This window comes from Streptomyces sp. NPDC014623 (assembly GCF_043088245.1).
In the GTDB taxonomy this organism is placed as follows: Bacteria; Actinomycetota; Actinomycetes; order Streptomycetales; family Streptomycetaceae; genus Streptomyces.
Map to the genome: position 1 here is coordinate 533,317 of NZ_JBIBZU010000001.1, position 20,102 is coordinate 553,418.

Sequence of the window (20,102 nt, forward strand, 5' to 3'; positions counted from 1 at the left end):
GCAGGGATCGGGCCACCCCGGTCAGGCCCGTGCGGGTGAGCGCCCGGACGGCAGCCGGCTGTGGACGGCCCACGCCAGGGCCGCGCCCACCGCGTACCAGAGCAGGTCCGGGGCGTTGAACGTCGAGCCGAGCACCAGCCGTGCCACCACGCTCTCCCTCGCGAGAGCGGCCGGCACACCGGTGAGCTGGGCCAGCTCCACCGTCCAGCTGAAGGCCAGCGCGGCACCCGCGGCCACCGCCGGCCGCACCCGCGGCACGAGGAGGACGACGAGGGCGTGGACCAGCACCGTGTAGAGGGCGTCGCCCGCGTACTTCGCCACGTCCCCGCTCGTCGTCGAGCGCACACCGAGGCCCGCCGCCACGGTCACGAGTGACACCGCCGCAGCCGTCGCGCGGACGACGAGGGGCCGGGGAGGGAATGTGCGGGTTTCCATGGCCGGTACGTTTATCAGGCCGCCACCGGTCACGCCCAATCCGTGGGAGAGCAGGAGCCGAGATGCCCCACCGTGTCGTCGTGCTCGCCCTGGACGGGGTGATCCCCTTCGAACTGGGCATCCCTCAGCGCATCTTCGGCCGCGCGCGGAGCGTGGAGGCGCCCGGTGCGGACGAGGAGCTGTACACCGTCGTGACCTGCTCGGTACGCCCGCCGGGGCCGGTCCGCACCGACGCCGACTTCAGCATCGTGGCCGAGCACGGCCCCGACGCGCTCGCCACCGCCGACACGGTGGTCGTCCCGGCCTCCTACGAACTCGGGCCCGTCCACGAGGAGGGCCGGCTCACCGGGGAGCTGGCCGCCGCGTTCGCGTACATCAGGCCGGGGACCCGCCTGGTCTCCATCTGCACCGGCAGCTACGTCCTCGCCGCGGCCGGGTACCTCGACGGACGCCCCGCCACCACCCACTGGTCCTCGGCCGACCACTTCCAGCGGCTCTTCCCGAGGATCCGCGTCGATCCGGACGTCCTGTTCATCGACGACGGGGACGTGCTGACCTCCGCGGGAGTGGCCGCCGGGATCGATCTCTGTCTGCACATCGTGCGGCGCGACCACGGCACCGCCGTGGCGAACGACGTCGCACGCCGTACCGTCGTCCCCCCGCACCGCGACGGCGGGCAGGCGCAGTTCATCCGGCGTCCGCTGCCCGAGGCCGGGCTCGCCACGACGACGGCCGCACGGGCGTGGGCGCTGGGGCGGCTCGAACAGCCGATCCTGCTGCGGGACATGGCACGGCAGGAGTCGATGAGCGTGCGCACCTTCACCCGCCGCTTCCGCGAGGAGGCCGGCATCAGCCCGGGCCAGTGGCTCGCCCGGCAGAGGGTGGAGCGGGCACGGCAGCTGCTGGAGTCCACGGATCTGTCGATCGACCAGGTGGCACGGGACTCCGGCTTCGGGACGGCCACCTCCCTGCGGCAGCATGTGCAGGCCGCGCTGGGGGTGTCGCCCACGGTCTACCGGCGGACGTTCCGGTCGGCCGGCGCCGGGCACTGAGGCTATCCCCGGAGACGGGCCCGGTCGCCGGGATGCTCCTGGATCACGGGGAGCACCACCGGGACGCCGCGGTCGATCTCGCACCAGATCCGCTTGCCCGCGCCCTCCGGCTGCCAGCCCCAGCGATCCGCCAGGCCGTCCACCAGCTCCAGGCCGCGGCCGCCGGTGTCCTCACCTTCCGCGTGACGCGGCCGGGGCGGACGGCAACTGGTGTCGGCGACCTCGACCCGCACCGTCCCGGCCGAACCGGCCGGACCGAACAGCATCCGCAGCACGGCCGGACAGCCCGTGTGGACCACCGCGTTGGTGACGAGCTCCGAGATCAGCAGAATGAGCGTTTCCGCGAGCGGTTCGTCGTCCTCCATCCCGGACCCGATCAGCCGCGACCGCGCCCATCTGCGGGCCCGTCCCACCTCCGCGGGATCCGGACCGACCTCCAGCTGAACCTGAAGCACCTGCACCGCTCACACCATCCGAACCGGCGGACACATCGCCTCGCGCCTCCTCAGGGTCACGGAACGTGACTCCCGTGCGAGACAGCATGGTTGACGTACAGTCACCGCAACAAGCGCTTCGGGCATATTCCAGCGCGAAGGAGTACGCGTGGTGCATACTGTGCGACGCGTGCTGCGAAGAGTCGAACAGGAACGCGCCGGAACCCCGGGGACCGGGTCCCCGGCAGTCCCGCCGCAGCTCCGCGGGTCACGAGCAGGGCATCGGGCGCCGGCCGGAACGGCCACAGGGGCCGCACCCGGACGTTCCGGTTCCAGTACCACTCGCATCCAACGGAGCGTACCCGAGCGCGGGGCCGTGACTCCGTCCGGTCACGGTCCGCCCCGAGGACGCACCCGCCTTCCGGATGCGGTGCGTCACCCGCGTCACACCGTCCGCACACCCCCGGTCAGCCACGACTCCCCCGGATCCGGCGTCACGGCCCGGCCCGGAGGCAGCTCGGGCCGGGCCTGGAATGGGTACGAACTGCTCTCGCCGTCCGGCGTGTTGACCCCGGGCCGGCCGCGGAGCCGGTCGCGGGCCACCCCCGGGACGGGCCCGCGGCGCCGCGGGCCCGTCCCGGACGCGGTGGCTACGCGTCGGGGGCGATCACGGTGAAGTACGCGGCGAAGGCGGCGACCGCCTCCGCCTCGCCGATCCGGCCGTCCCGGTCGGTGTCCAGGCTGCCGGCCGCGAGGCCCGCGAGGTCGTCCTCCGCGCCCAGCACCCGCAGGGCCCGCTCCACCGCGGCGACCGGGGCGGAAACCGTTTCGGTGCTGTCGGGGTCCGTCCCGGCGGCCACGGCGATCGCCGCGCGCAGGAAGGGGCGCGCGATCTCCGCGAAGCGTTCGGGGTTGTCACGCAATCGTTTCACGGCCCCGCCGACGAACTCCTCACGGGTGACGCGCTGGTCCCCGTCCACGTCGGCGATGCCCGCCATGCCCTGCCAGAAGGCCTCGGCACCCGTGTAGAGCGACTGACCCCGGTCGCAGCGGGCCGTCGTACCGAACTCGGTGAGCAGACGGGCCGCGGCGGCGTTGAAATCGGCGCGATCGATGTAGCCGTTGCCGTCCTGGTCGAAGGCGGCGAAGCGGTGGGCGATCTTGCGCTCGTACTCTGCGCTGTCCATGCGGGGAGCGTACGACGCCGGACGGCGTCACGTGTCACCGACTTCCTTCAGGGGTGTGACGGTCTCGCTCCGGACCGGCGTGTCACGCGGTGAGCGGCCGGGATTCGTCATCGGTCGCCGCGTCCGCGTCGGGGTAGACGTCGAAGAGCCGGCGCACCCCCAGGGCCCCGAGCACCTTGTTCACGTGGGAGCCGTCGACGGCGCCGCGAGCAGGGAGGATCAGCCGCAGCCGGCCGCCGCAGGACTTCATGAGGCGGCGGGAGGCGATGAGGACGTTGACACCGCTGGAGTCGCAGAACAGGACGCCGGAGAGGTCGAGGACCACGTCGTGCCGGCCCGCGGCCACCGCCCCGTGGACGGACTGACGCACGACGGGTGAACTCACGAGATCGAGCTCGCCGTGGACCCGTAGCAGGGTCCATGCGTCCCGCTCCGTCTCGTACACCTTCAGCGTCACGCGACTCGGCCTCTCGTTCCGGGGCTCCGGAGGGTCCGGAAGATTCCGTTCCCCCTTGCGGCTGCCCGCTCACCCGCCCGTGAAACACCTTTCCGCCCGCCGGTCCGGCGCAGGGGTCATCCTGTAAGTGATCACTTCAGGATCGTTTACACGATCAGGAGAAGGCAAGGGTGAAGCATTCCCTATCATTCGGCGCCGCTCAAGGGACGTACTTGGCACAAAGAAGCGTGTTCGGAGCGTGCCGCCGACTACATTCGAGCTGACGAGAGGCACAGGGCTGGGGGCTGGATGGCGAAGGACGCACCACCGCGCTGGGACCGCCGGATGCAGCAGCGGCTGGCGCGTGGCGAGGCGGCGGCCCTCGGTGAGCTCTACGACCGGTTCGCCGTCCTGGTGCACAGCCAGGCCCATCGCATGCTCGACGACGAGGACGCGGCGGACCAGGTGACGCGCGAGGTCTTCGGCTACGTCTGGGAGAACCCCGGCGCGTACGACCCCAGGCACGGCTCGATGCGCGCCTGGGTGGCACGGCTCACCCACCGCCGGTCCGTGCTGCTCCTCCGCAGCACGCACGGGGCGGCCGCGGGGGCCGGCGCGGGCAGCCGGGCCGAGGAGCTGGAGGACCGGGTGTTCAGGGCGACCGCCGCGGCCCGCGCCGACTACATCGTCGCCTCCATGCCCGCGTCACTGCGCGCCGCCCTGGAACTCGCGTACGTCCAGCGGCGGGACTACCGGCAGGCCGCCGCCGACCTCGGCGTCACCGGGGACGAGGCCAGGCGCCGGCTGCGCCTCGGGCTCCAGCTGCTGTCCACCGCGAACATCCGGCCGTCGGCGGACTCCGTGCCCCCCGGATACGGGCCCGCATCGTGAACGGGAGCCACGGCGGCGACGGGGGACCGCCGGCCGAGCGGCGCGTACCGGGGCCCCGGGCCGCCGCGGACGACCAGGAGGAGCTGCCGCCGGTCCGGCCCGGCGGCCGGGAGCCGCCCGGATCACCGGGCCCGCCCGCCCCGGCGTTCCCCCACCAGGTGCTCGAGTCGCTCCTCGGCGCCTGGGCGCTGGCTGCCTGCTCCGCCGAGGAGACCGCTGCCGTCGAGGAGCACCTCACCTCGTGCGCGCGGTGCGCCGACGAGGCCGTGCGGTTGCGGGACGCCGTGGGACTGTTGCACACCGACGGCACCCTGGACCTCGACCCGTTGCTCCGGTCCCGGGTCCTGGAGGGCTGTCTGGGCCGTCGCCCGGCGCGTGTCCCCGTCCCGTCGTGGGCGGCGCCGTACGACGCGGAGACCGCCCGGCTCGATGCCCTGCTGCGGGACATCGGCAACTCGGAGTGGCACGCGCCGGTACGGCTGAAGTGGTTCGAGGCCGACCGCCAGGTGAACCGCAGGACGACGGTCGCCGGGGTGATCGGACACCTGACGGCCGTCGACGGCCTGGTGTCCAGGGCGCTCGGCCTGGACGACCCGCTCGGAGGGGAGGACCGCTCCCCTCCGCCGACACCGACCGGGCGCACCGAGACGTACTGGTCGGCCGCTCCGCGGCCGCCCACCCGGGCCGTGCAGGAGCCGTGGCGTGACCAGAGCCACGCCCTCGTCCGTACGGTGTCGTTCGCGGGCCGCGGCGTCGCGGAGCTCTCCGTCCCGTACGGGGACTTCGCCCTTCCGCTGCAGGACTCGCTCCTGGAGCGGGCCTTCGAGTGCTGGGTGCACGGCGGCGACATCGCGGACGCGGTGGACTATCCCTACGAGCCGCCCGCCGCGGCCCATCTCCACCGGATGATCGACCTGGTGGTCCGGCTGCTGCCCGGCACCCTCGCCGAGCGCCGCCGCACGGGGCTGGCCGCACCGGCCCGCCGTCTGGTCACCGCGGGGTCCCCGGGCCGCTCCCTGCACCTGGAGGTGGAAGGCCGCGGCGGGGGTGACTGGTACATCGCGCTGGACTCACCGGCCGCCCTCGGTTCCCCCGCCCACACGGTCGCGCAGGTCGCGCTCGACGGGGTGGAGTTCTGCCGGCTGGCCGCCGGCCACGTGCCGCCGGCCGAAGCCGCGGCCGGTCAGGAGGGTGACCGCGAGGCGATCCGCGACGTCCTGTTCGCCGCGGCCTCCCTCAGCCGGCTGTGAACACGGCGCTCACGGGAAGACGACCGTACGGCGGCCGTTGAGCAGGATGCGGCGTTCCGCGTGCCACTTGACGGCGCGGGCCAGCGCCTGGCACTCCACGTCGCGCCCGACGGCGACGAGCTGGTCCGGCGTGACACCGTGCCCGACGCGCTCGACCTCCTGCTCGATGATCGGCCCCTCGTCGAGGTCGGCGGTCACGTAGTGCGCCGTCGCACCGATCAGCTTCACACCACGCGCATGGGCCTGGTGGTACGGCTTGGCGCCCTTGAAGCTCGGCAGGAAGGAGTGGTGGATGTTGATGATCCGGCCGCTCAGCTGCTTGCAGAGATCGTCCGAGAGCACCTGCATGTAGCGCGCCAGGACGACGAGTTCGACGTTCTCGCCGCGGACCAGTTCCAGCAGCTGCGCCTCGGCCTCCGGCTTGTTCTCCCTGTTCACGGGGATGTGCCGGAAGGGGACGCCGTACGAGGCGACGAGCTCGGCGAAATCCGTGTGGTTGGAGACGACCGCCACGATCTCGACCGGCAGGGCGCCGGTGCGGGAGCGGAACAACAGGTCGTTGAGGCAGTGCCCGAACTTGCTGACCATCAGCACGATCCGCATCCGGTCGCTCGCCCGGTGGATCTGCCAGTCCATCCGGAAGGCGTCCCCGATCGCGGCGAAGCTGGCGCGCAGCTTGTCCACGGTGACCGTGGCGTCCGCCGAGAGGTGGACGCGCATGAAGAAGAGACCGGTGTCGTGGTCGCCGAACTGCTGGCTGTCCTCGATGTTGCAGCCGGTCATGAAGAGATAACTCGACACGGCGTGCACGATGCCCTGCTTGTCGGGGCAGGAGAGCGTGAGGACGTACTGCTCGGCGGTGGGGTCCGAGGCAGCGGGTACGGGTTCGGCGGGCTGCGGCGCGGTCATCCCCGTAGGGTGCCACACCGCCCGCCGGTCACGCCGGTCCGGTCATGATGCGGAGCACGTCCAGGGACCGCGGCGGGGTGTCGGGGTCCTCCGCGTCGTTGGTGGCGAGCATCACGTGGGCCTCACGGGCGGCCAGCACCGCCTCCTGCCAGCCCGGGTGCTCCAGGTAGGCGGACACCGGGGCGTCGGCACCCACCTGGTGCATGATGCGCAACACCCGCAGGGCGGCGACGTCCACGAGTGCGGCCTCGGCGGAGTCGCGGAAGATCGTGCCCACGTACTTCTCGGCGGACCAGTTGTCCAGCCAGGTGTCCTCGACCAGGCGGTACACGGCGTCGGTGACGTCGCCGTACCCCTCCCGGCCGGCCAGCCAGCACTCGTGGTGGAAGACGGGGTCGGAAAGCATGTGCAGCGCCGAGCGCACGTTGCTGCGCCAGCGCCACCACGGCATGTCGTTGAGCGGCATGCCGCCCATGGTGGAGGAGCGACGGCCGCGACGGGAAGTGTTCTCCGAACCTTGCTGCACGGTTGCCGATCGTACGTTCCCTCCGGACGGCCGTGCGCGGGCCCCCGTAATTCACCTCCACGTCACCTTGCGTAGACCGCGGCGGACCGCCGCGTTACGCGTGGGCCGCAACAGTTCACGTCTATGACCGGATGGCGACGCCTCACCTCCCTCCGTCCCCGCGGACTCCTCACACCGACGGTGGCCGGGGCCCTGCTCGTATCCGGTTGCGGCATCCTGCCGGGTGACTCCAGGGAGCCCGTCACCGTGATGACCTGGGCGCCCGACACCACCGGGGCCGACACGGTGAACATGGCGGGCATGCCGGCCATGGCGAGGACCTACGCCCGCTGGACCGAGGAGGAGGGCGGGATCGACGGTCACGAGCTCCGGGTGCTCACCTGCAACGAGCAGGACACCCCGGCAGGAGCCTCGAAGTGCGCCCGCCGGGCGGTCGACGAGGACGTGGCGGCCGTCGTCGGTTCGTACAGCAGGCACGGGCGGGCGTTCCTGGCCCCGCTGGAGGCCGCCGGAATTCCGTACATCGGCGGGTACGGCGCCTCCGCCGACGAGCTCACCAGCTATCTTTCCTACCCGGTCAACGGCGGCCAGCCGGCGCTCGTCGCGGGCAACGGCGAGCAGCTCGCCGCCAACTGCGAACGGGTCTCGCTCGTGCGCCCCGACTCCCTGGTCGGTGACACCATGCCCGGGCTCCTCGACATGAGCCTCAGCCGGAGCGGCCGCCCCCCGGCCTACGACATCAGCGCGTCCGAGGGGGCCACGTCGTACGACGCCGAGGCGGCCAGGGCCATCGACAAGGCGGGGGACGGCTGTGTGACCGCGGTGCTCGGCAAGGGCACGGAGACGTTCTTCGATTCCTTGCGCCGGCTCGGCCCCGAGGGCAGCGGCGTCCGGATCTCGTCCGTGCTCGGCAGCGTCGGCCAGGCCCTCATCAACCGTTCGGGCGGACCGGACAGCCCCTTCGAGGGCGCCCTGGTCACCGGCTGGTACCCGGAGCCCGGCGACGCCCGCTGGAACGAGATGCGCGAGGTGATCCGGAAGTACGCCTTCGGGGACGACCGGATCGATCCCGAGGACACGGGCGTGCAGACGACCTGGATCGCCTACACCGCGCTCAAGGCCGTCATCGAGGCGATGGACCGGCCGGACATCACAGCGGGAGGGATCTCCGTCAGCCTCAACCGAGGCACCGAGGTGGACACCGGCGGGCTCACCCCGGTCCTGCGCTGGCGCTTCCAGGACGTGGTCGGCACGGCCGCCTACGGGCGCATCGTCAATGGGCGGGTGACGTTCCAGGTGGTCCGCGACGGGCGTCTCACCGCCGAGAAGGAGGGTTTCGTGGATGTCACGAAGACCCTGATGGACGCCCCCACGGGCTTCTGACGCCTCCGCCTGACGCGCGCTCACCTGCCTCCGGCTCCCGGGACCGGCACCCGGGAGCCGGAGACCTCCGCGTCAGAGCTGCGTGGGGGCGCGCCCGGTCAGCCCGTACTTCCGCGCGATGGTGTTCCACAGCCCCGAGGCCTCACGCTTGGCCGTGGTCGCCTCACCGCTCGACGCGTTGGCCTTGGCGGTCGCGTCGGTCGAACGGGCCTTGCCGCCCTTGCAGACCTTCTTGTCGTTCTTGGCCTGGCCGGCCCACGTGGCGTAGTGGTCGTCGGCCTCGGCCGACGCCTGCCACGCCTTCGTCAGGGAAGCCTTCAGCTCGGCGTTGGCCGGGAGCAGGTCGACACTCAGCGCCTCCAGCCGGGTGATCAGGCCCCGGCGCTGCGCGGCAGCGCCCGTCAGGTCGGAGGCCGCCTGGTCGAGCGCCCGGCAGCCCTTGATCTTCTCCACGGCGCTGATGACCGCCGAGCGGCTGTCGTTGCTGTCCGCGAGGAGCTTGTCGAGCGCCTCGGCCTGCGGTTTCGCGGGATCGGCCGCCTGGGCGGAGCTGTCGTCCGAGGGTGAACTCTGCGCGGCCACCGGCTGCTTGTCGTCCGACGGGCTTTCGTCGCCCCCGCTCATCAGGGCGCCCGCGCCGAGCCCGATGACGGCGCAGCCGACGACGACGGCCGCGATCAGCGGGATGTGCGCCGACCGTCTGCGCGGCGCGGCGTGCTCCTGCTCCGGCCCGCCGTGGCCCGGCGGGTGGGGCTGGGCGCCCTGGGGCGGCAACCGGTCGCCGTACGTGCCCTGGTGGGACTGGTGCGGCTGATGCTGGTGCCCGGCGAAGCCGGGCATCTGCTGGGTGGCGCCCGCGGGTTCCTCGCTGCGGAAGAGGCTGTCGAACTCGGCGGGTGGCTGCCGGTCGCCCGGGGCACCCGGCCGGATGCCGTACGGAGCGCCGCCGGGGACCGGGGGTATGTACTGGGTCGCGTCGGCGTCGGACGACTGCGCGGGGGCGGCGGTCCGGTCCAGGTACTGGGTGGACTCCGCCGGACGCTCGGGCGGCAGCCCTCCGGGGAGGGGGCCGCCTCCGGGGAGGGGTGCGATGTACTGCGTGGCGTCCGCGTCCCCGCCCTGCCCGGCGGGACCTGCCTCCGGCGGCAGGGGCTGGGCGTACTGCTGCGGCTGCTGGTACGGGGTCTGCTGGGGTGCGTAACCCTGCTGCGGGGGCTGGTACTGCCCTTGCGGCTGCTGGTGGACACCCTGCTGGTACTCCGGTGGCAGCTGCCCCGGGGGCGGGCCGCCCTGGTACGGGGCCTGTGGCCCCCAGGACCCGCCCCACGGCTGCCCGCCCGCGGGGGCGGCTCGGTCCGGCTGCCCGCCCGCCGGCCCCCCCGCGTTCCAGGGGGCACCACCCTCCGCGGGCAGCACGACACCTTCGTGCGCGGGCCGTACAGCAGGAAGCTGCCGCTCGTCACCCTGTCCGCTCTGCGTCACCGGGACTCCTACGTGTGAACCTACGGAATCGTCGGCTCACGCTACCGGGTGCCAGGAGCCCTGCGCCAAGCACCCAGGACGCTCACCGCTCCTTCACACGGCGGGTGGTACTCCAGGTACTCGCGGCGCTGTTCACGGCCGGCTCGCCGGGTACGGAGGCTGCTGGTCAGGCGGCCTGGAGCTCCAGCCTGGCGCCGAATTCCCGCACCGCGGGCTCGTTCGCGTACGGCTCGAGCCGCTGCTGGAGGTCGTCGAGGTATTCGGAGCCCCGGCTGGAGCGCACCGTCGCCAGCAGTTCCATCGCCCGCAGCCCCGTGTGGCACGCCTGCTCCACCTCGCGCTGCTGCACCTGCGCGGTGGCCAGCAGCACCAGGCCGATGCCCCGGCGCCGGGCCCGGGACTCCGGGAGGGCCGCCAGGGCTTCCTTCGCCCGGCGGGCGGCCGGTTCGGCCTGTCCCAGGTCCCGGTGGCAGTGCGCCAGCTCGTCGGCGAGGTAGCCCGCGTCGAAGTGGGTGATCCAGCCGGGGTCGTCGCCCTTCTCCGGGTCGGCCTGGTCCAGCGCCGCCAGCGCCCGGCCCGCTGCGGCCTGGCAGGTGCGCGCATCGCCCATCAGCGCGTGGCCCCGGGCCTCCGCCGCGTGGAACAGGGCTTCCGCCCGCGGGGTCACCTGTCCCCGCGCGCCCTCCTGCGCGGCCCGGGCCAGCTGGGCGATCTCGCGCGGATTGCCCAGCTGCGCGGCGAGATGGCTCATGGACGCCGCCAGCACATAGCCCCCGTACGCCCGGTCGCCCGCGGCCTGGGCCAGGCGCAGTGCCTGGATGTAGTACCGCTGGGCCAGCCCCGGCTGGCCGGTGTCCACGGCCATGTACCCGGCGAGCTCGGTGAGCCGGGCGGCCGCGCCGAAGAGCTCGCGGCCGACCGACTCGCGGTACGACCCCGAAAGGAGCCCGGACACCACGCTGTTGAGGTAGTGCACCAGCACAGGACGCACGTGTCCGCTGCCGAAGCGGTGGTCCAGGTCGACGAGCGCGGCGGTCGTCGCCCGCACCGCCGCCACGTCCGGCATGCCGACCCGGCTCCCGGCCGTCCGCGCCACCTGCGGGTCGGCGGCCGTGATCAGCCAGTCACGGCTGGGCTCGACCAGGGCGGACGCGGTCACCGCCGAGCCGGCCAGGAGGTCGCGACGGCCCACGTCGCTGCGCCACAGTTCGCAGGCCTGCTCGATGGCGCCGAGCACGGTGGGCGCGAACTGCAGGCCGACTCCGGAGGCCAGGCTCTTTCCGTTGGCCATGCCGATCTCGTCGATCGTGACCGTGCGGCCGAGTTTGCGCCCGATCGCCTCGGCGATGATCCCCGGCGCCCTGCCGCGTGGCTGCTGTCCGCGCAGCCAGCGGGCCACGGAGGTCTTGTCGTAACGGAGGTCGATCCCCCGCTCCGCCCCGACCATGTTGACCCGGCGTGCGAGACCGGCGTTGGAACACGCCGCCTCCTGGATGAGCGTCTGGAGCCGTTCGTTCGGCTGGCGGGCGACGAGAGGCCTGGCTGCCATTTTTCCCCCTGGGACCGCAGTGGTTCGCTGAAGGCATCACTGCCCGGCACGGCATGAGAAATGCCCGGGTTCATCTGTATCCGGTGAAGCGGTGGTGAGTTGGCACAGTCCTGCATGTGGTTACCCCGCACCGACGTGCTTCCTCCCGCGCGCCCCCGCCCGTGCACCCGTGCGCCCCATGTGCGGGACCGATCCGCCGCGAAGGCCGCGCGGGCGCCCGTAACCCCCGTTCGTGCCGGGAGTTGAGCGGGGCGTGGAAGAGTCCATCGGAGTGACGGAAGCCGCCCAGGTCCCCCGGCAGCGAGGTGAGCAACTGACCGAGGCCGCCGTCTGGTACGCCCAGGAGCGGCACTGGGAGGTGTTCCCGGGAACCTGGCTGGAGGCCGCCGGGGGGACGGAGCGCTGCTCGTGCGGTGACACCGGCTGCGCGGCCCCCGGGGCCCATCCGACCCGTCCGGACTGGGCGGACCAGGCGACGGGCAGCGCTGCCGCGGCCCGCCGGATGTGGTCGAGGCAGCCCGGGTCGTCGGTCCTCATGCCGACCGGCCGGACGTTCGACGTTCTGGACGTACCGGAGTCCGCGGGCTTCCTGGCCCTGGCGAGGACGGAGCGGATGGGTCTCACGACCGGCCCGGTGATCCGCACCCCGGACCGCAGGATGCTGTTCTTCGCCCTGCCGGGCGCCGCGGCCGGGGCGCCCGAGCTCGTACGGCGGCTGGGCTGGGACTCCGGGGCGATCGGTCTGGTGGGGCGCGGCGAAGGCGATCACGTGGCCGCGCCGCCCACCCGGCTGGCCGGGCGCGGCGCCGTGCAGTGGGCACGCCGGCCCTCCCGGGCCGACCTGTGGCTGCCCGACGTGCAGGAGCTGATCAGCCCGCTCGCCTACGCCTGTGCCCGGGAGGCGGCCGACGCCCGCACCCGCCTTTCGTAGGGTGGTCCCCACACGTGGGGATATCGAAAGGCAGTGCTATGCCGGACCAGGCGGACAGTGCAGGCGTGACCGGCACGGCGGGAGGTGCGGCTCCGGCCCCGCCTCCCGCCGTGCGGGTGGAGGGGTTGTGGAAGCGGTTCGGGGAGCAGGTGGCGGTCGCCGGGGTCGATCTGGAGCTGCCCGCCGGCAAGTTCATCGGCCTGGTCGGTCCCAACGGCGCGGGCAAGACCACCACCCTCTCGATGGTGACGGGGCTGCTGAGGCCTGACATGGGCCGGATCGAGGTGGCGGGCCACGACGTGTGGCGGGACCCGGTCGAGGTGAAGTCCCGGATCGGGGTGCTCCCGGAGGGACTGCGGCTCTTCGAGCGGCTTTCCGGCCGTGAACTGCTGGGTTACACAGGGCGGTTGCGTGGGTTGCCGGGGGCCGAGACGGACAAGCGGGCCACCCAGCTGCTCGACGTCCTGGACCTGGCGGGGGCCCAGCACAAACTGGTCGTCGACTACTCGACCGGGATGCGCAAGAAGATCGGACTGGCGGCCGCGCTGCTGCACAATCCCGAAGTCCTCTTCCTGGACGAGCCGTTCGAGGGTGTCGACCCGGTCTCCGCACAGACCATCCGCGGGGTGCTGGAGCGCTACACCCGCTCCGGCGCGACCGTGGTCTTCTCCAGCCATGTGATGGAGCTCGTCGAGTCCCTCTGCGACTGGGTGGCCGTCATGGCGGCGGGCCGGATCCGGGCCCGGGGCACGCTCACCGAGGTGCGTGGTGAGGCGGCCTCCCTGCAGGACGCCTTCCTCGAACTGGTCGGCGCGGGTGCCCGGGACACCGGTGAGTCCCTGGACTGGCTGGGCGGTGCCCGATGACGGTGCTGGACGCCCCCGCGGGTTCCGCCGTCCCGGCCGTACCGGGGCAGGGCCTCGTGCCCGTCTTCGTACGGCTCAAGCTGACGCTGCTGCGCAACGGGCTGCGCCAGTCGTCCGGGCGGCGGGCCGCCTACGTCGCTTCCCTGGTGGTCACCGTGCTGCTCGCGGCGGGCCAGGTGATCGGCCTGCTCGCGCTGCGCGGCCATGCGCAGGCAGGCACCCTGGTGGTGTTGCTGACCGCGGTGGTGGCGCTGGGCTGGGCGGTGATGCCGCTGTTCTTCCCGAGCGGTGACGAGACCCTCGACCCGAGCCGGCTGGTGATGCTGCCGCTGCGGCCCCGTCCGCTGATCGGGGCGCTGCTGGTGGCCTCGCTGATCGGCATCGGGCCGCTCTTCACGCTCACCCTGGCCCTGGGGTCGGTGATCGCGGTGGCGCACGGTGCGGCCGCGGTGGTGTCCGGGGTGATCGCCGTACCTCTGACGCTGCTGGTCTGTGTGGCGCTGGCGCGGTCCGTCGCCACGGCCAACATCCGGTTGCTGACCTCGCGCAAGGGCCGCGACCTCGCGGTCCTCAGCGGCCTGGTGATCGCGGTGGGCATCCAGTTCGTCAACTTCGGTGCGCAGCGCCTGGGCAGGGCGGGCGGGCTGTCCTCCCTCGAACCCGTCGCGGACGTGGTGCGGTGGCTGCCGCCGGCCTCGGCTCTCGGGTCGGTGGCGTCCGCCTCCGAGGGGGCGTACGGGGCCGCGCTCGGGCAGCTGCTGCTCTCGGTGCTCGCGCTGGGCGGCCTGATGTGGCTGTGGCAGCGGAGCCTGACGAAGCTGATGACCTCGCCGGACGGTTCCACGGTCGCCGCCGCCGAGCCGTCGGCCGGCCGGGCGGGCGCCGAGCGCTCCGGGTTCCTCTCGCTGCTCCCCGAGGGGCGTACGGGCACGGTGATGCAGCGGAGTCTGCGGTATGTCGTGCGGGATCCGAAGACCAAGGCCTCCTGGGTGACGGCGCTGGCGATCGGTCTGATCGTTCCGGTGCTCAACGCGGTGCAGGGGGCCGGGTCGGTCTACTTCGCGTGCTTCGCGGCCGGGATGCTCGGCATGCAGATGTACAACCAGTTCGGGCAGGACACCTCCGCCTTCTGGATGGTGGCGCTGTCGGTCTCCTCGACCAGGGACGCTTACGTCGAACTGCGGGCGCGGGCCCTGGCCCTGCTGCTGATCACCCTGCCGTACACGGTCCTGGTGACGGTGGTGACCGCGGCGGTGCTCGGGGACTGGGAGGCGCTGCCGGGCGTCATGGGGCTTTCGTTCGCCCTGCTCGGAGCGATGCTCGCGACCGGTGCGGTGGCCTCGGCGCTGTTCCCGTATTCGATCCCCCAGGACGGGGCGTTCAAGAACGTCGTGCCGGGGCAGGCCGGGCTCGCCTGGATCTCCATCCTCGGTGGCATGGTGGCGGCCGCGGTGCTCAGCGGGCCCGTCATCGGGCTGACGGTCTGGCTGCACGTGGCGGGCCGTCAGGACCTGCTGTGGCTGCTGCTGCCGGTGGGCGCGGTGTACGGGGCGTTCATCGCGTGGCTGGGTGTACGGCTGGCGGCGCCGCGCACGGCGGGCCGGCTCCCGGAGATCCTGGCCGCGGTCAGCAAGGGCTGAGGGACCGGCACGGGGCGGGGGCCCGCGGGAAGGCCCGGGTGGCGGAGGCGCCGGGGGTCAGGGGCTGACGGGCTCCCGGTCGTCCCGGAAGTCCTCGGCGAGCTGTTCCAGGAAGGGTTCCACCGCCCTGCGCCAGCCCTCGGGCCGGTCGTAGTGGACGAGGTGGCCGGCGTCCTCCACCTCCGCGTACTGCCCGCGCGGCAGGACGCGGACCATCTCCTGGGCCTCGGCCCTGCCCAGCTGTCCGTCGATCCCGCGCAGGACCAGGGTGGGGCAGCGCACCTGCGCCAGCTCCTCCCAGTGGGCGTCGTGGACCCAGGTGGCCCGGGACGTCAGCATCTGCTCCTGGGAGAAGACGGGCCGCCAGCCGTCGGGGCCCTCGGCCATCACCTCCGCGAAGAACTCGCCGCGGGAGGGGTGGGGCCGCTCGACCCAGGGGTCGTCCTCGCCGAACCACTTCCGCACCTCCGCGAGCGTCGCGAAGGGGAGCGGCCAGGAGCCGAACCAGTCCTCCCATTCACGCTGCGAGGCCGCTCCGAGTGCGGAGGCCCGCATGTCACAGATGATGAGCGCCTTGACGAGATCGGGGCGCTTCGCGGCGAGCTGCCATGCGGTGAGCGCGCCCATCGAGTGTCCGACGAGGGTGACGGGGCCGAGGCCGAGCTGTTCGACGGCGGCCTCGGCGTCCGCGACGTAGGCGTCACGGGTGTAGAGGCCGTCGGCCGGCTTCTCGCTGTCTCCGTGGCCACGCTGGTCGAGGCCGACCGGGCGGTGGCGTCCGGAGAGCCAACGGGCGGCGGGGGCCCAGTGCGAGGCCCGGCCCATCAGCCCGTGGAGCATCAGGATCCCGGGGGCTTCACCGGCCTCCGCGCGCTCCTCGGGCGGATCCGCGAAATCCCAGGCCGCGAGACGTACGCCGCCGGCTCCGGTCACATCGATGCGCCGCACCATAGGTTCTGGCACCCCCTTCTGATCTCGATCACCGTGCGTCGTGCGCGCCAGACTATCGAAAATTTATTCGAAAGCCTGCTTCTGGCTCGCAACATCCCACGTTTGAGTGACAGCAGTTCAGGATTGATGACGCTCCCTCAGGGGAGACCTTCTGCAAGAAGCGGACCGCTCGGGGACAGGGGTCCGTAAGCACTGGCCTCGAGAGCTCGGGGCTCCAGGTCAGGGCAGGGGAGGACCGGCCCCGGCGCCTCAGGGCGCCGGGGCCGTCCCCTGTTCCGCGGTGCACGGGTCCGCGCTCGCGGCGGGTCCGGAACCGCCCGGCGGGCGGGCGGAGCGGCATGACGGCCCGCCGGGACCGGGCGATGGTCCGCCGGAGCGATTCGAACACCTTGTGCGGCCATGGAGGTGCCGGAGGACAGGGGGCGCCGCACGGGCCGGCACTCGTCCCACAGTGCGCGTGCCAGTGCGACGGGCGCATTTCCTGCTCCCTCCCCGACCGCCCGGCAGGCCAGGCCCCGCCGGCACCCTCAGGTCATATGCCTGGCCACAGCCTGGCACGCGTTTCGCCCGGGCGCTGCGATTCCGGGCGGAAAACAGAAAGCGGGCTTACCGGTTCACATCTGCACGTGCATCCGCACCGGCTCCTGCATTTGCGGGCAGGGCGCCTACGCGGACACAGGCGCTGGTCAGCGCTTGGCGACGAACACGTGTGAGGCGACTTCGGCGTTCAGTTCGGCCGCCTCCCCGCTGGAGCCGACCAGCACCCCGCCGGCCGATTCGGTCACGCTGACGACGGAGCCGGGCTGCACGCCGGCCCGCCGCAAGGAGTACATCAGCTGCGCGTCCGTCTGGATCGGCTCACCGATCCGGCGCACCACCACGGTCTTGCCGTCCGCGCCCGGGTCGAGTTCGGCCAGGCTCACCATGCCCTCGTCCAGGAACGGATCCGCCTCGGCCTTCTCGCCCAGCTCCTCCAGCCCCGGGATCGGATTGCCGTACGGAGACTCCGTCGGGTGCCGCAGCAGCTCCAGCACCCGGCGCTCCACGGCCTCGCTCATCACGTGTTCCCAGCGGCAGGCCTCGGCATGGACCTGTTCCCACTCCAGGCCGATGACGTCGACCAGCAGGCACTCGGCGAGGCGGTGCTTGCGCATCACCCGTGTCGCCAGGCGGCGCCCCTCCTCGGTCAGCTCCAGGTGGCGGTCGCCCGCGACCTGGACCAGCCCGTCCCGCTCCATGCGCGCCACCGTCTGGCTGACCGTGGGACCACTCTGGTCCAGCCGTTCGGCGATCCGGGCGCGCATAGGGACCACGCCTTCCTCTTCGAGCTCGAGGATGGTGCGGAGATACATCTCCGTCGTGTCGATCAGTCCGGACATACGTGCCCCTCGATGCTGTGACATGAAGTCGTCGTGCGATGGCCCTGCCCCAATTCTGACGCATGGCACCGGCAACCGTGCCCCGCCGTCGGGAGTCCGTGCCGTCGGCCCGGTCCGAGCGCTATTGACAGCCCACCGGTCCGGACCGCAACGTGATCCGCTACACGGGCACCGCACGGGCCCCCGTCCCGCAGGAAAGGCCTCCTCGATGAGCGACAGCAAGCTCGCCGGTCAGTTCTTCGACGCAGCGATCGGCCTGCTGGAGCGGGTGCGCGACGAGGAGTCCGAAGCGATCGCCGCCGCGGGTGCCGCGATCGCCGACACCGTCGCCGCGGGCGGCCGGCTCTTCGCCTTCGGCGCCGGGCACTCCTCGCTCGCCGCGCAGGACGTCGTCTACCGGGCGGGCGGTCTCGCCCTGATGAACCTGCTCGCGGTGCCCGGCACCGTCGGCGTCGACGTCATGCCGGCCACGCTCGGTTCCGCGCTGGAGCGGGTGGACGGTCTCGCGAGCGCCGTACTCGACTCCAGCCCGGCCCGTTCCGGCGACCTCCTCGTGATCATCTCCCTGTCCGGGCGCAACGCCCTGCCCGTGGAGATGGCGCAGAACGCGCGGGCGCTCGGGCTGACGGTCGTCGGGGTCACCTCGGTCGCGTACACGAAGGGCACCAGGTCCCGGCACGCCTCGGGCGGATTCCTCCGGGACCACTGCGACATCGTGCTCGACAGCAAGATCGCGATCGGCGACGCGGAGCTGAGGGCGGAGGGCGTCGAGGCACCGTTCGCGCCCGCTTCCACGGTCGTCACCAGCGCGCTGATGCAGGCCGTGATGGCCGGCGCGGCGGAGGAGCTCGTCGCCCGGGGGACCGAACCGCCGCTGCTGCGCTCGGGCAACGTCGACGGCGGGCACGAGTGGAACGGACGCGTGATGCGGGAGTACGGCGACCGCATCTTCTACCGGCACTGAGACCCCGGGGCCCTGGAGGAGCCGGCCCCGCCAGGTGCCCGGCGCCTTCAGGTGCCCGGCGCCTTCAGGCGTCCATCGTGTCCGGCCCCGCCGTCAGCCGGGCCAGGTCGACCGCCGAGGCGACCCGGACCGCCACGCTTTCCGCGTACATCACGTCGGGGCGCTCGAACGCCCTGCGGCTGGCCGACCTCAGGAACGTCACCACACCCAGGGTCCGCCCCCGGCTCCGCAGCACGACGCACAGGGCGTGCACCGAGTCACCCGGCCACCGGTGCTCCGACGCCCACGCCTCGCCCGCGTCCGCCGGTGCGGCGACACGGACGGAACCCGTACGCTCCACGGCCTTCAGGGCCGGGTGCCCCGGCGCGTACCGCACGGGGAGCGGGCCGCCGGAGACCGGCAGGCAGGGTCCCGGCGCGTCGGACGGCGTGGCGGCGGCCCGCACCAGCCGCTCCCCCGCCGCCAGGTCCGCCAGCAGATCGACGACCACGTGGTCGGCGAACCCCGCCAGGGCGAAGTCCAGCGACGTGGTCGCCGCCTCCATCGGGTCCTCGCACTCAGCCGCCTGGCGGGCGGCCCGGTGCAGCTGGTTCGCGCGGAAACGCACCCGGTCCGCGTCCTGCTCCGCGAGCTTCGCCGCGGTGACGTCCCGGAACATCCAGCCGACCCCGAGCGGCACCGGCTCCTCCGCCAGCGGCGAGGCCAGCCTCAGGAAGCCGCTGCGCCAGCACCGCCGCCGGTCGCCCTCGGGGGTCCGCAGGGTCACCCACAGCTCCGCCGGGGCGGACGGCGCCCCCTCGGCGAGGGCGTGCTGCAGCGCCCCCTCCAGCTCCTCGACGCCCTGCACGACCAGCTCGCCCAGCGGGCGGCCCAGCAGCCTCGTGCGCCCGCCGCCCAGCGCCCTGGCCGCGTACGCGTTGACCGCGGTCGGGCGCAGGTCGACGTCGACGGCGACCACGCCCCAGGACGCGTCCTCGAACAGGGCCTCGCCGAGTGCGATGGACCGCTCCAGGTCGATCTGCGCGTGCACCTCGCTGAACGCGCAGTACACCCCGGCGGGCTTCCCGTCCTCGCCGCGCACCCCCGCCGACTGGGTCCGGACGAGGACACGCCCGCCGTCCTTGCGCAGCAGCGCGAACTCGTGGACCTGCCTGCCGGGCGCGTCCATGACGGCGAGCAGCCGTCCCTGCACGTCCTCCGCGTCCGCGCTCCGCACGGCCCACCCCGCGAAGCCCCGCCGCCCCACGGCCTCGGCCGCGGTCCAGCCGAGGATCCGTTCGGCCTCGCGGTTCCAGTGGGTGATGGTGCCGTGCGCGTCGAACGCGCAGAGCGCGGCGTCCATCCCGTCGAGCAGCGCCGCGAGGAGACGAGATCCCGGAATCGCCGCTTCCGGAGGCTCCCGCCCGGGGCCCTCCTCGGGACCGAGCGCGTCGGTGGTCCCGGTGCTCCTGAAAGCGCTCACTCCGCACCTCCCGCAGGGCGTGTTCCGCTTGGCGTTCCGCATTGCCGCACGTCAGACCATTCAACTCGAACGTGAGCCACCACACAGCCACTTCCAGGAAATCCGGTCTTCACCGAAGGTCCGTTAATTCACTTGCACGGCTGCGGGGGCGTTCCTAGGCTGTGGGCACACGTTGAAAGGAGGTGATCCGAAAAGTGCAGTCTTATCGGATTCGTGAGGTGGCTGCGGGCTGACAGCCCGCCGTCGCACACAGTGCACCTCGGCAGGCTGTCTGCCGAAACCCACGCAGTCACCGACCCGCAGGCTCGCCGGTAAGTCCGGCCGGCTCCTCCGCAAGGAGGGACCAGAGCCTGCGGGTTCCTGCGTTCACGGGCG

Annotated in this window: 19 protein-coding genes; 8 read left to right on the forward strand and 11 right to left on the reverse strand. The window is 72.8% G+C overall.

Features of this window, described 5'->3' with window-relative positions; all coding sequences use genetic code 11:
- Positions 1-21: 21 nt before the first annotated feature.
- The gene (locus tag ACF1FZ_RS02545; protein ID WP_391771499.1) at positions 22-435 is read right to left on the reverse strand and encodes a DUF2809 domain-containing protein; all 414 of its coding nucleotides are present in this window, start codon (positions 433-435) and stop codon (positions 22-24) included.
- Between the two features lie 62 nt (positions 436-497).
- Here ACF1FZ_RS02545 and ACF1FZ_RS02550 point away from each other — a divergent pair, with 62 nt between their 5' ends.
- Complete coding sequence (locus ACF1FZ_RS02550; RefSeq protein WP_391771500.1) at positions 498-1,487, forward strand: GlxA family transcriptional regulator; 990 nt, start codon at positions 498-500, stop codon at positions 1,485-1,487.
- 2 nt (positions 1,488-1,489) lie between these two features.
- Here the strand turns inward: ACF1FZ_RS02550 and ACF1FZ_RS02555 are convergent, their stop codons facing one another.
- The 3 genes from ACF1FZ_RS02555 to ACF1FZ_RS02565 all read right to left on the reverse strand — a co-directional run bounded on the left by ACF1FZ_RS02555 (position 1,490) and on the right by ACF1FZ_RS02565 (position 3,565).
- A complete protein-coding gene (locus ACF1FZ_RS02555) occupies positions 1,490-1,948 on the reverse strand; it encodes an ATP-binding protein (protein ID WP_391771501.1) in 459 nt (152 codons plus the stop codon).
- A 623-nt stretch (positions 1,949-2,571) separates the two neighbouring features.
- Positions 2,572-3,108, reverse strand: coding sequence for an EF-hand domain-containing protein (locus ACF1FZ_RS02560; protein WP_391771502.1), 537 nt, complete (start codon positions 3,106-3,108; stop codon positions 2,572-2,574).
- Positions 3,109-3,190: 82 nt separating this feature from the next.
- The gene (locus ACF1FZ_RS02565; RefSeq protein WP_391771503.1) at positions 3,191-3,565 is read right to left on the reverse strand and encodes an STAS domain-containing protein; all 375 of its coding nucleotides are present in this window, start codon (positions 3,563-3,565) and stop codon (positions 3,191-3,193) included.
- A gap of 288 nt (positions 3,566-3,853) precedes the next feature.
- On the opposite strand from ACF1FZ_RS02565, the gene ACF1FZ_RS02570 reads away from it, so the two are divergent.
- Entirely contained in the window at positions 3,854-4,435 is a 582-nt protein-coding gene (locus ACF1FZ_RS02570; RefSeq protein WP_391771504.1) for an RNA polymerase sigma factor, read from the forward strand.
- Positions 4,432-5,685, forward strand: a complete 1,254-nt coding sequence (locus ACF1FZ_RS02575) for a maleylpyruvate isomerase N-terminal domain-containing protein (RefSeq protein WP_391771505.1) — start codon at positions 4,432-4,434, stop codon at positions 5,683-5,685. The genes ACF1FZ_RS02570 and ACF1FZ_RS02575 overlap by 4 nt, the downstream gene beginning before the upstream one ends.
- A gap of 9 nt (positions 5,686-5,694) precedes the next feature.
- Here ACF1FZ_RS02575 and purU read toward each other — a convergent pair whose 3' ends face one another.
- Entirely contained in the window at positions 5,695-6,594 is a 900-nt protein-coding gene (gene purU / locus ACF1FZ_RS02580) for a formyltetrahydrofolate deformylase (RefSeq protein WP_391771506.1), read from the reverse strand.
- Between the two features lie 28 nt (positions 6,595-6,622).
- On the reverse strand, positions 6,623-7,069 hold the full coding sequence (locus ACF1FZ_RS02585; RefSeq protein ID WP_325749020.1) for a hypothetical protein: 447 nt from the start codon (positions 7,067-7,069) through the stop codon (positions 6,623-6,625).
- A gap of 174 nt (positions 7,070-7,243) precedes the next feature.
- On the opposite strand from ACF1FZ_RS02585, the gene ACF1FZ_RS02590 reads away from it, so the two are divergent.
- Positions 7,244-8,503, forward strand: coding sequence for an ABC transporter substrate-binding protein (locus ACF1FZ_RS02590; RefSeq protein ID WP_391771507.1), 1,260 nt, complete (start codon positions 7,244-7,246; stop codon positions 8,501-8,503).
- Between the two features lie 72 nt (positions 8,504-8,575).
- Here the strand turns inward: ACF1FZ_RS02590 and ACF1FZ_RS02595 are convergent, their stop codons facing one another.
- The gene (locus ACF1FZ_RS02595) at positions 8,576-9,985 is read right to left on the reverse strand and encodes a hypothetical protein (protein WP_391771508.1); all 1,410 of its coding nucleotides are present in this window, start codon (positions 9,983-9,985) and stop codon (positions 8,576-8,578) included.
- 166 nt (positions 9,986-10,151) lie between these two features.
- Positions 10,152-11,534, reverse strand: a complete 1,383-nt coding sequence (locus ACF1FZ_RS02600; RefSeq protein ID WP_391771509.1) for a transcriptional regulator — start codon at positions 11,532-11,534, stop codon at positions 10,152-10,154.
- A 253-nt stretch (positions 11,535-11,787) separates the two neighbouring features.
- Here ACF1FZ_RS02600 and ACF1FZ_RS02605 point away from each other — a divergent pair, with 253 nt between their 5' ends.
- From ACF1FZ_RS02605 to ACF1FZ_RS02615, 3 genes are read left to right on the forward strand one after another with little or no spacing between them, the layout of a single operon-like run.
- Positions 11,788-12,465: a bifunctional DNA primase/polymerase gene (locus tag ACF1FZ_RS02605; protein WP_391771510.1), complete on the forward strand. Its 678-nt coding sequence runs from the start codon at positions 11,788-11,790 to the stop codon at positions 12,463-12,465.
- 38 nt (positions 12,466-12,503) lie between these two features.
- On the forward strand, positions 12,504-13,331 hold the full coding sequence (locus ACF1FZ_RS02610) for an ABC transporter ATP-binding protein (RefSeq protein ID WP_391771511.1): 828 nt from the start codon (positions 12,504-12,506) through the stop codon (positions 13,329-13,331).
- Positions 13,328-14,971 carry a transporter gene (locus ACF1FZ_RS02615; protein WP_391771512.1) on the forward strand — a complete coding sequence of 548 codons (1,644 nt, stop codon included), beginning with the start codon at positions 13,328-13,330 and terminating at the stop codon, positions 14,969-14,971. Before ACF1FZ_RS02610 ends, ACF1FZ_RS02615 begins: the two co-directional genes overlap by 4 nt.
- Before the next feature lie 57 nt (positions 14,972-15,028).
- On the opposite strand, the gene ACF1FZ_RS02620 is transcribed toward ACF1FZ_RS02615, so the two are convergent.
- Together ACF1FZ_RS02620 and ACF1FZ_RS02625 are read right to left on the reverse strand one after the other, a co-directional pair.
- The gene (locus tag ACF1FZ_RS02620) at positions 15,029-15,922 is read right to left on the reverse strand and encodes an alpha/beta fold hydrolase (protein ID WP_391771513.1); all 894 of its coding nucleotides are present in this window, start codon (positions 15,920-15,922) and stop codon (positions 15,029-15,031) included.
- Between the two features lie 686 nt (positions 15,923-16,608).
- A complete protein-coding gene (locus tag ACF1FZ_RS02625) occupies positions 16,609-17,301 on the reverse strand; it encodes a metal-dependent transcriptional regulator (RefSeq protein ID WP_391771514.1) in 693 nt (230 codons plus the stop codon).
- Positions 17,302-17,509: 208 nt separating this feature from the next.
- On the opposite strand from ACF1FZ_RS02625, the gene ACF1FZ_RS02630 reads away from it, so the two are divergent.
- Entirely contained in the window at positions 17,510-18,265 is a 756-nt protein-coding gene (locus tag ACF1FZ_RS02630) for an SIS domain-containing protein (RefSeq protein ID WP_391771515.1), read from the forward strand.
- Between the two features lie 64 nt (positions 18,266-18,329).
- Here the strand turns inward: ACF1FZ_RS02630 and ACF1FZ_RS02635 are convergent, their stop codons facing one another.
- Positions 18,330-19,727, reverse strand: a complete 1,398-nt coding sequence (locus ACF1FZ_RS02635) for a PAS domain-containing protein (protein ID WP_391771516.1) — start codon at positions 19,725-19,727, stop codon at positions 18,330-18,332.
- Positions 19,728-20,102 lie beyond the last annotated feature (375 nt).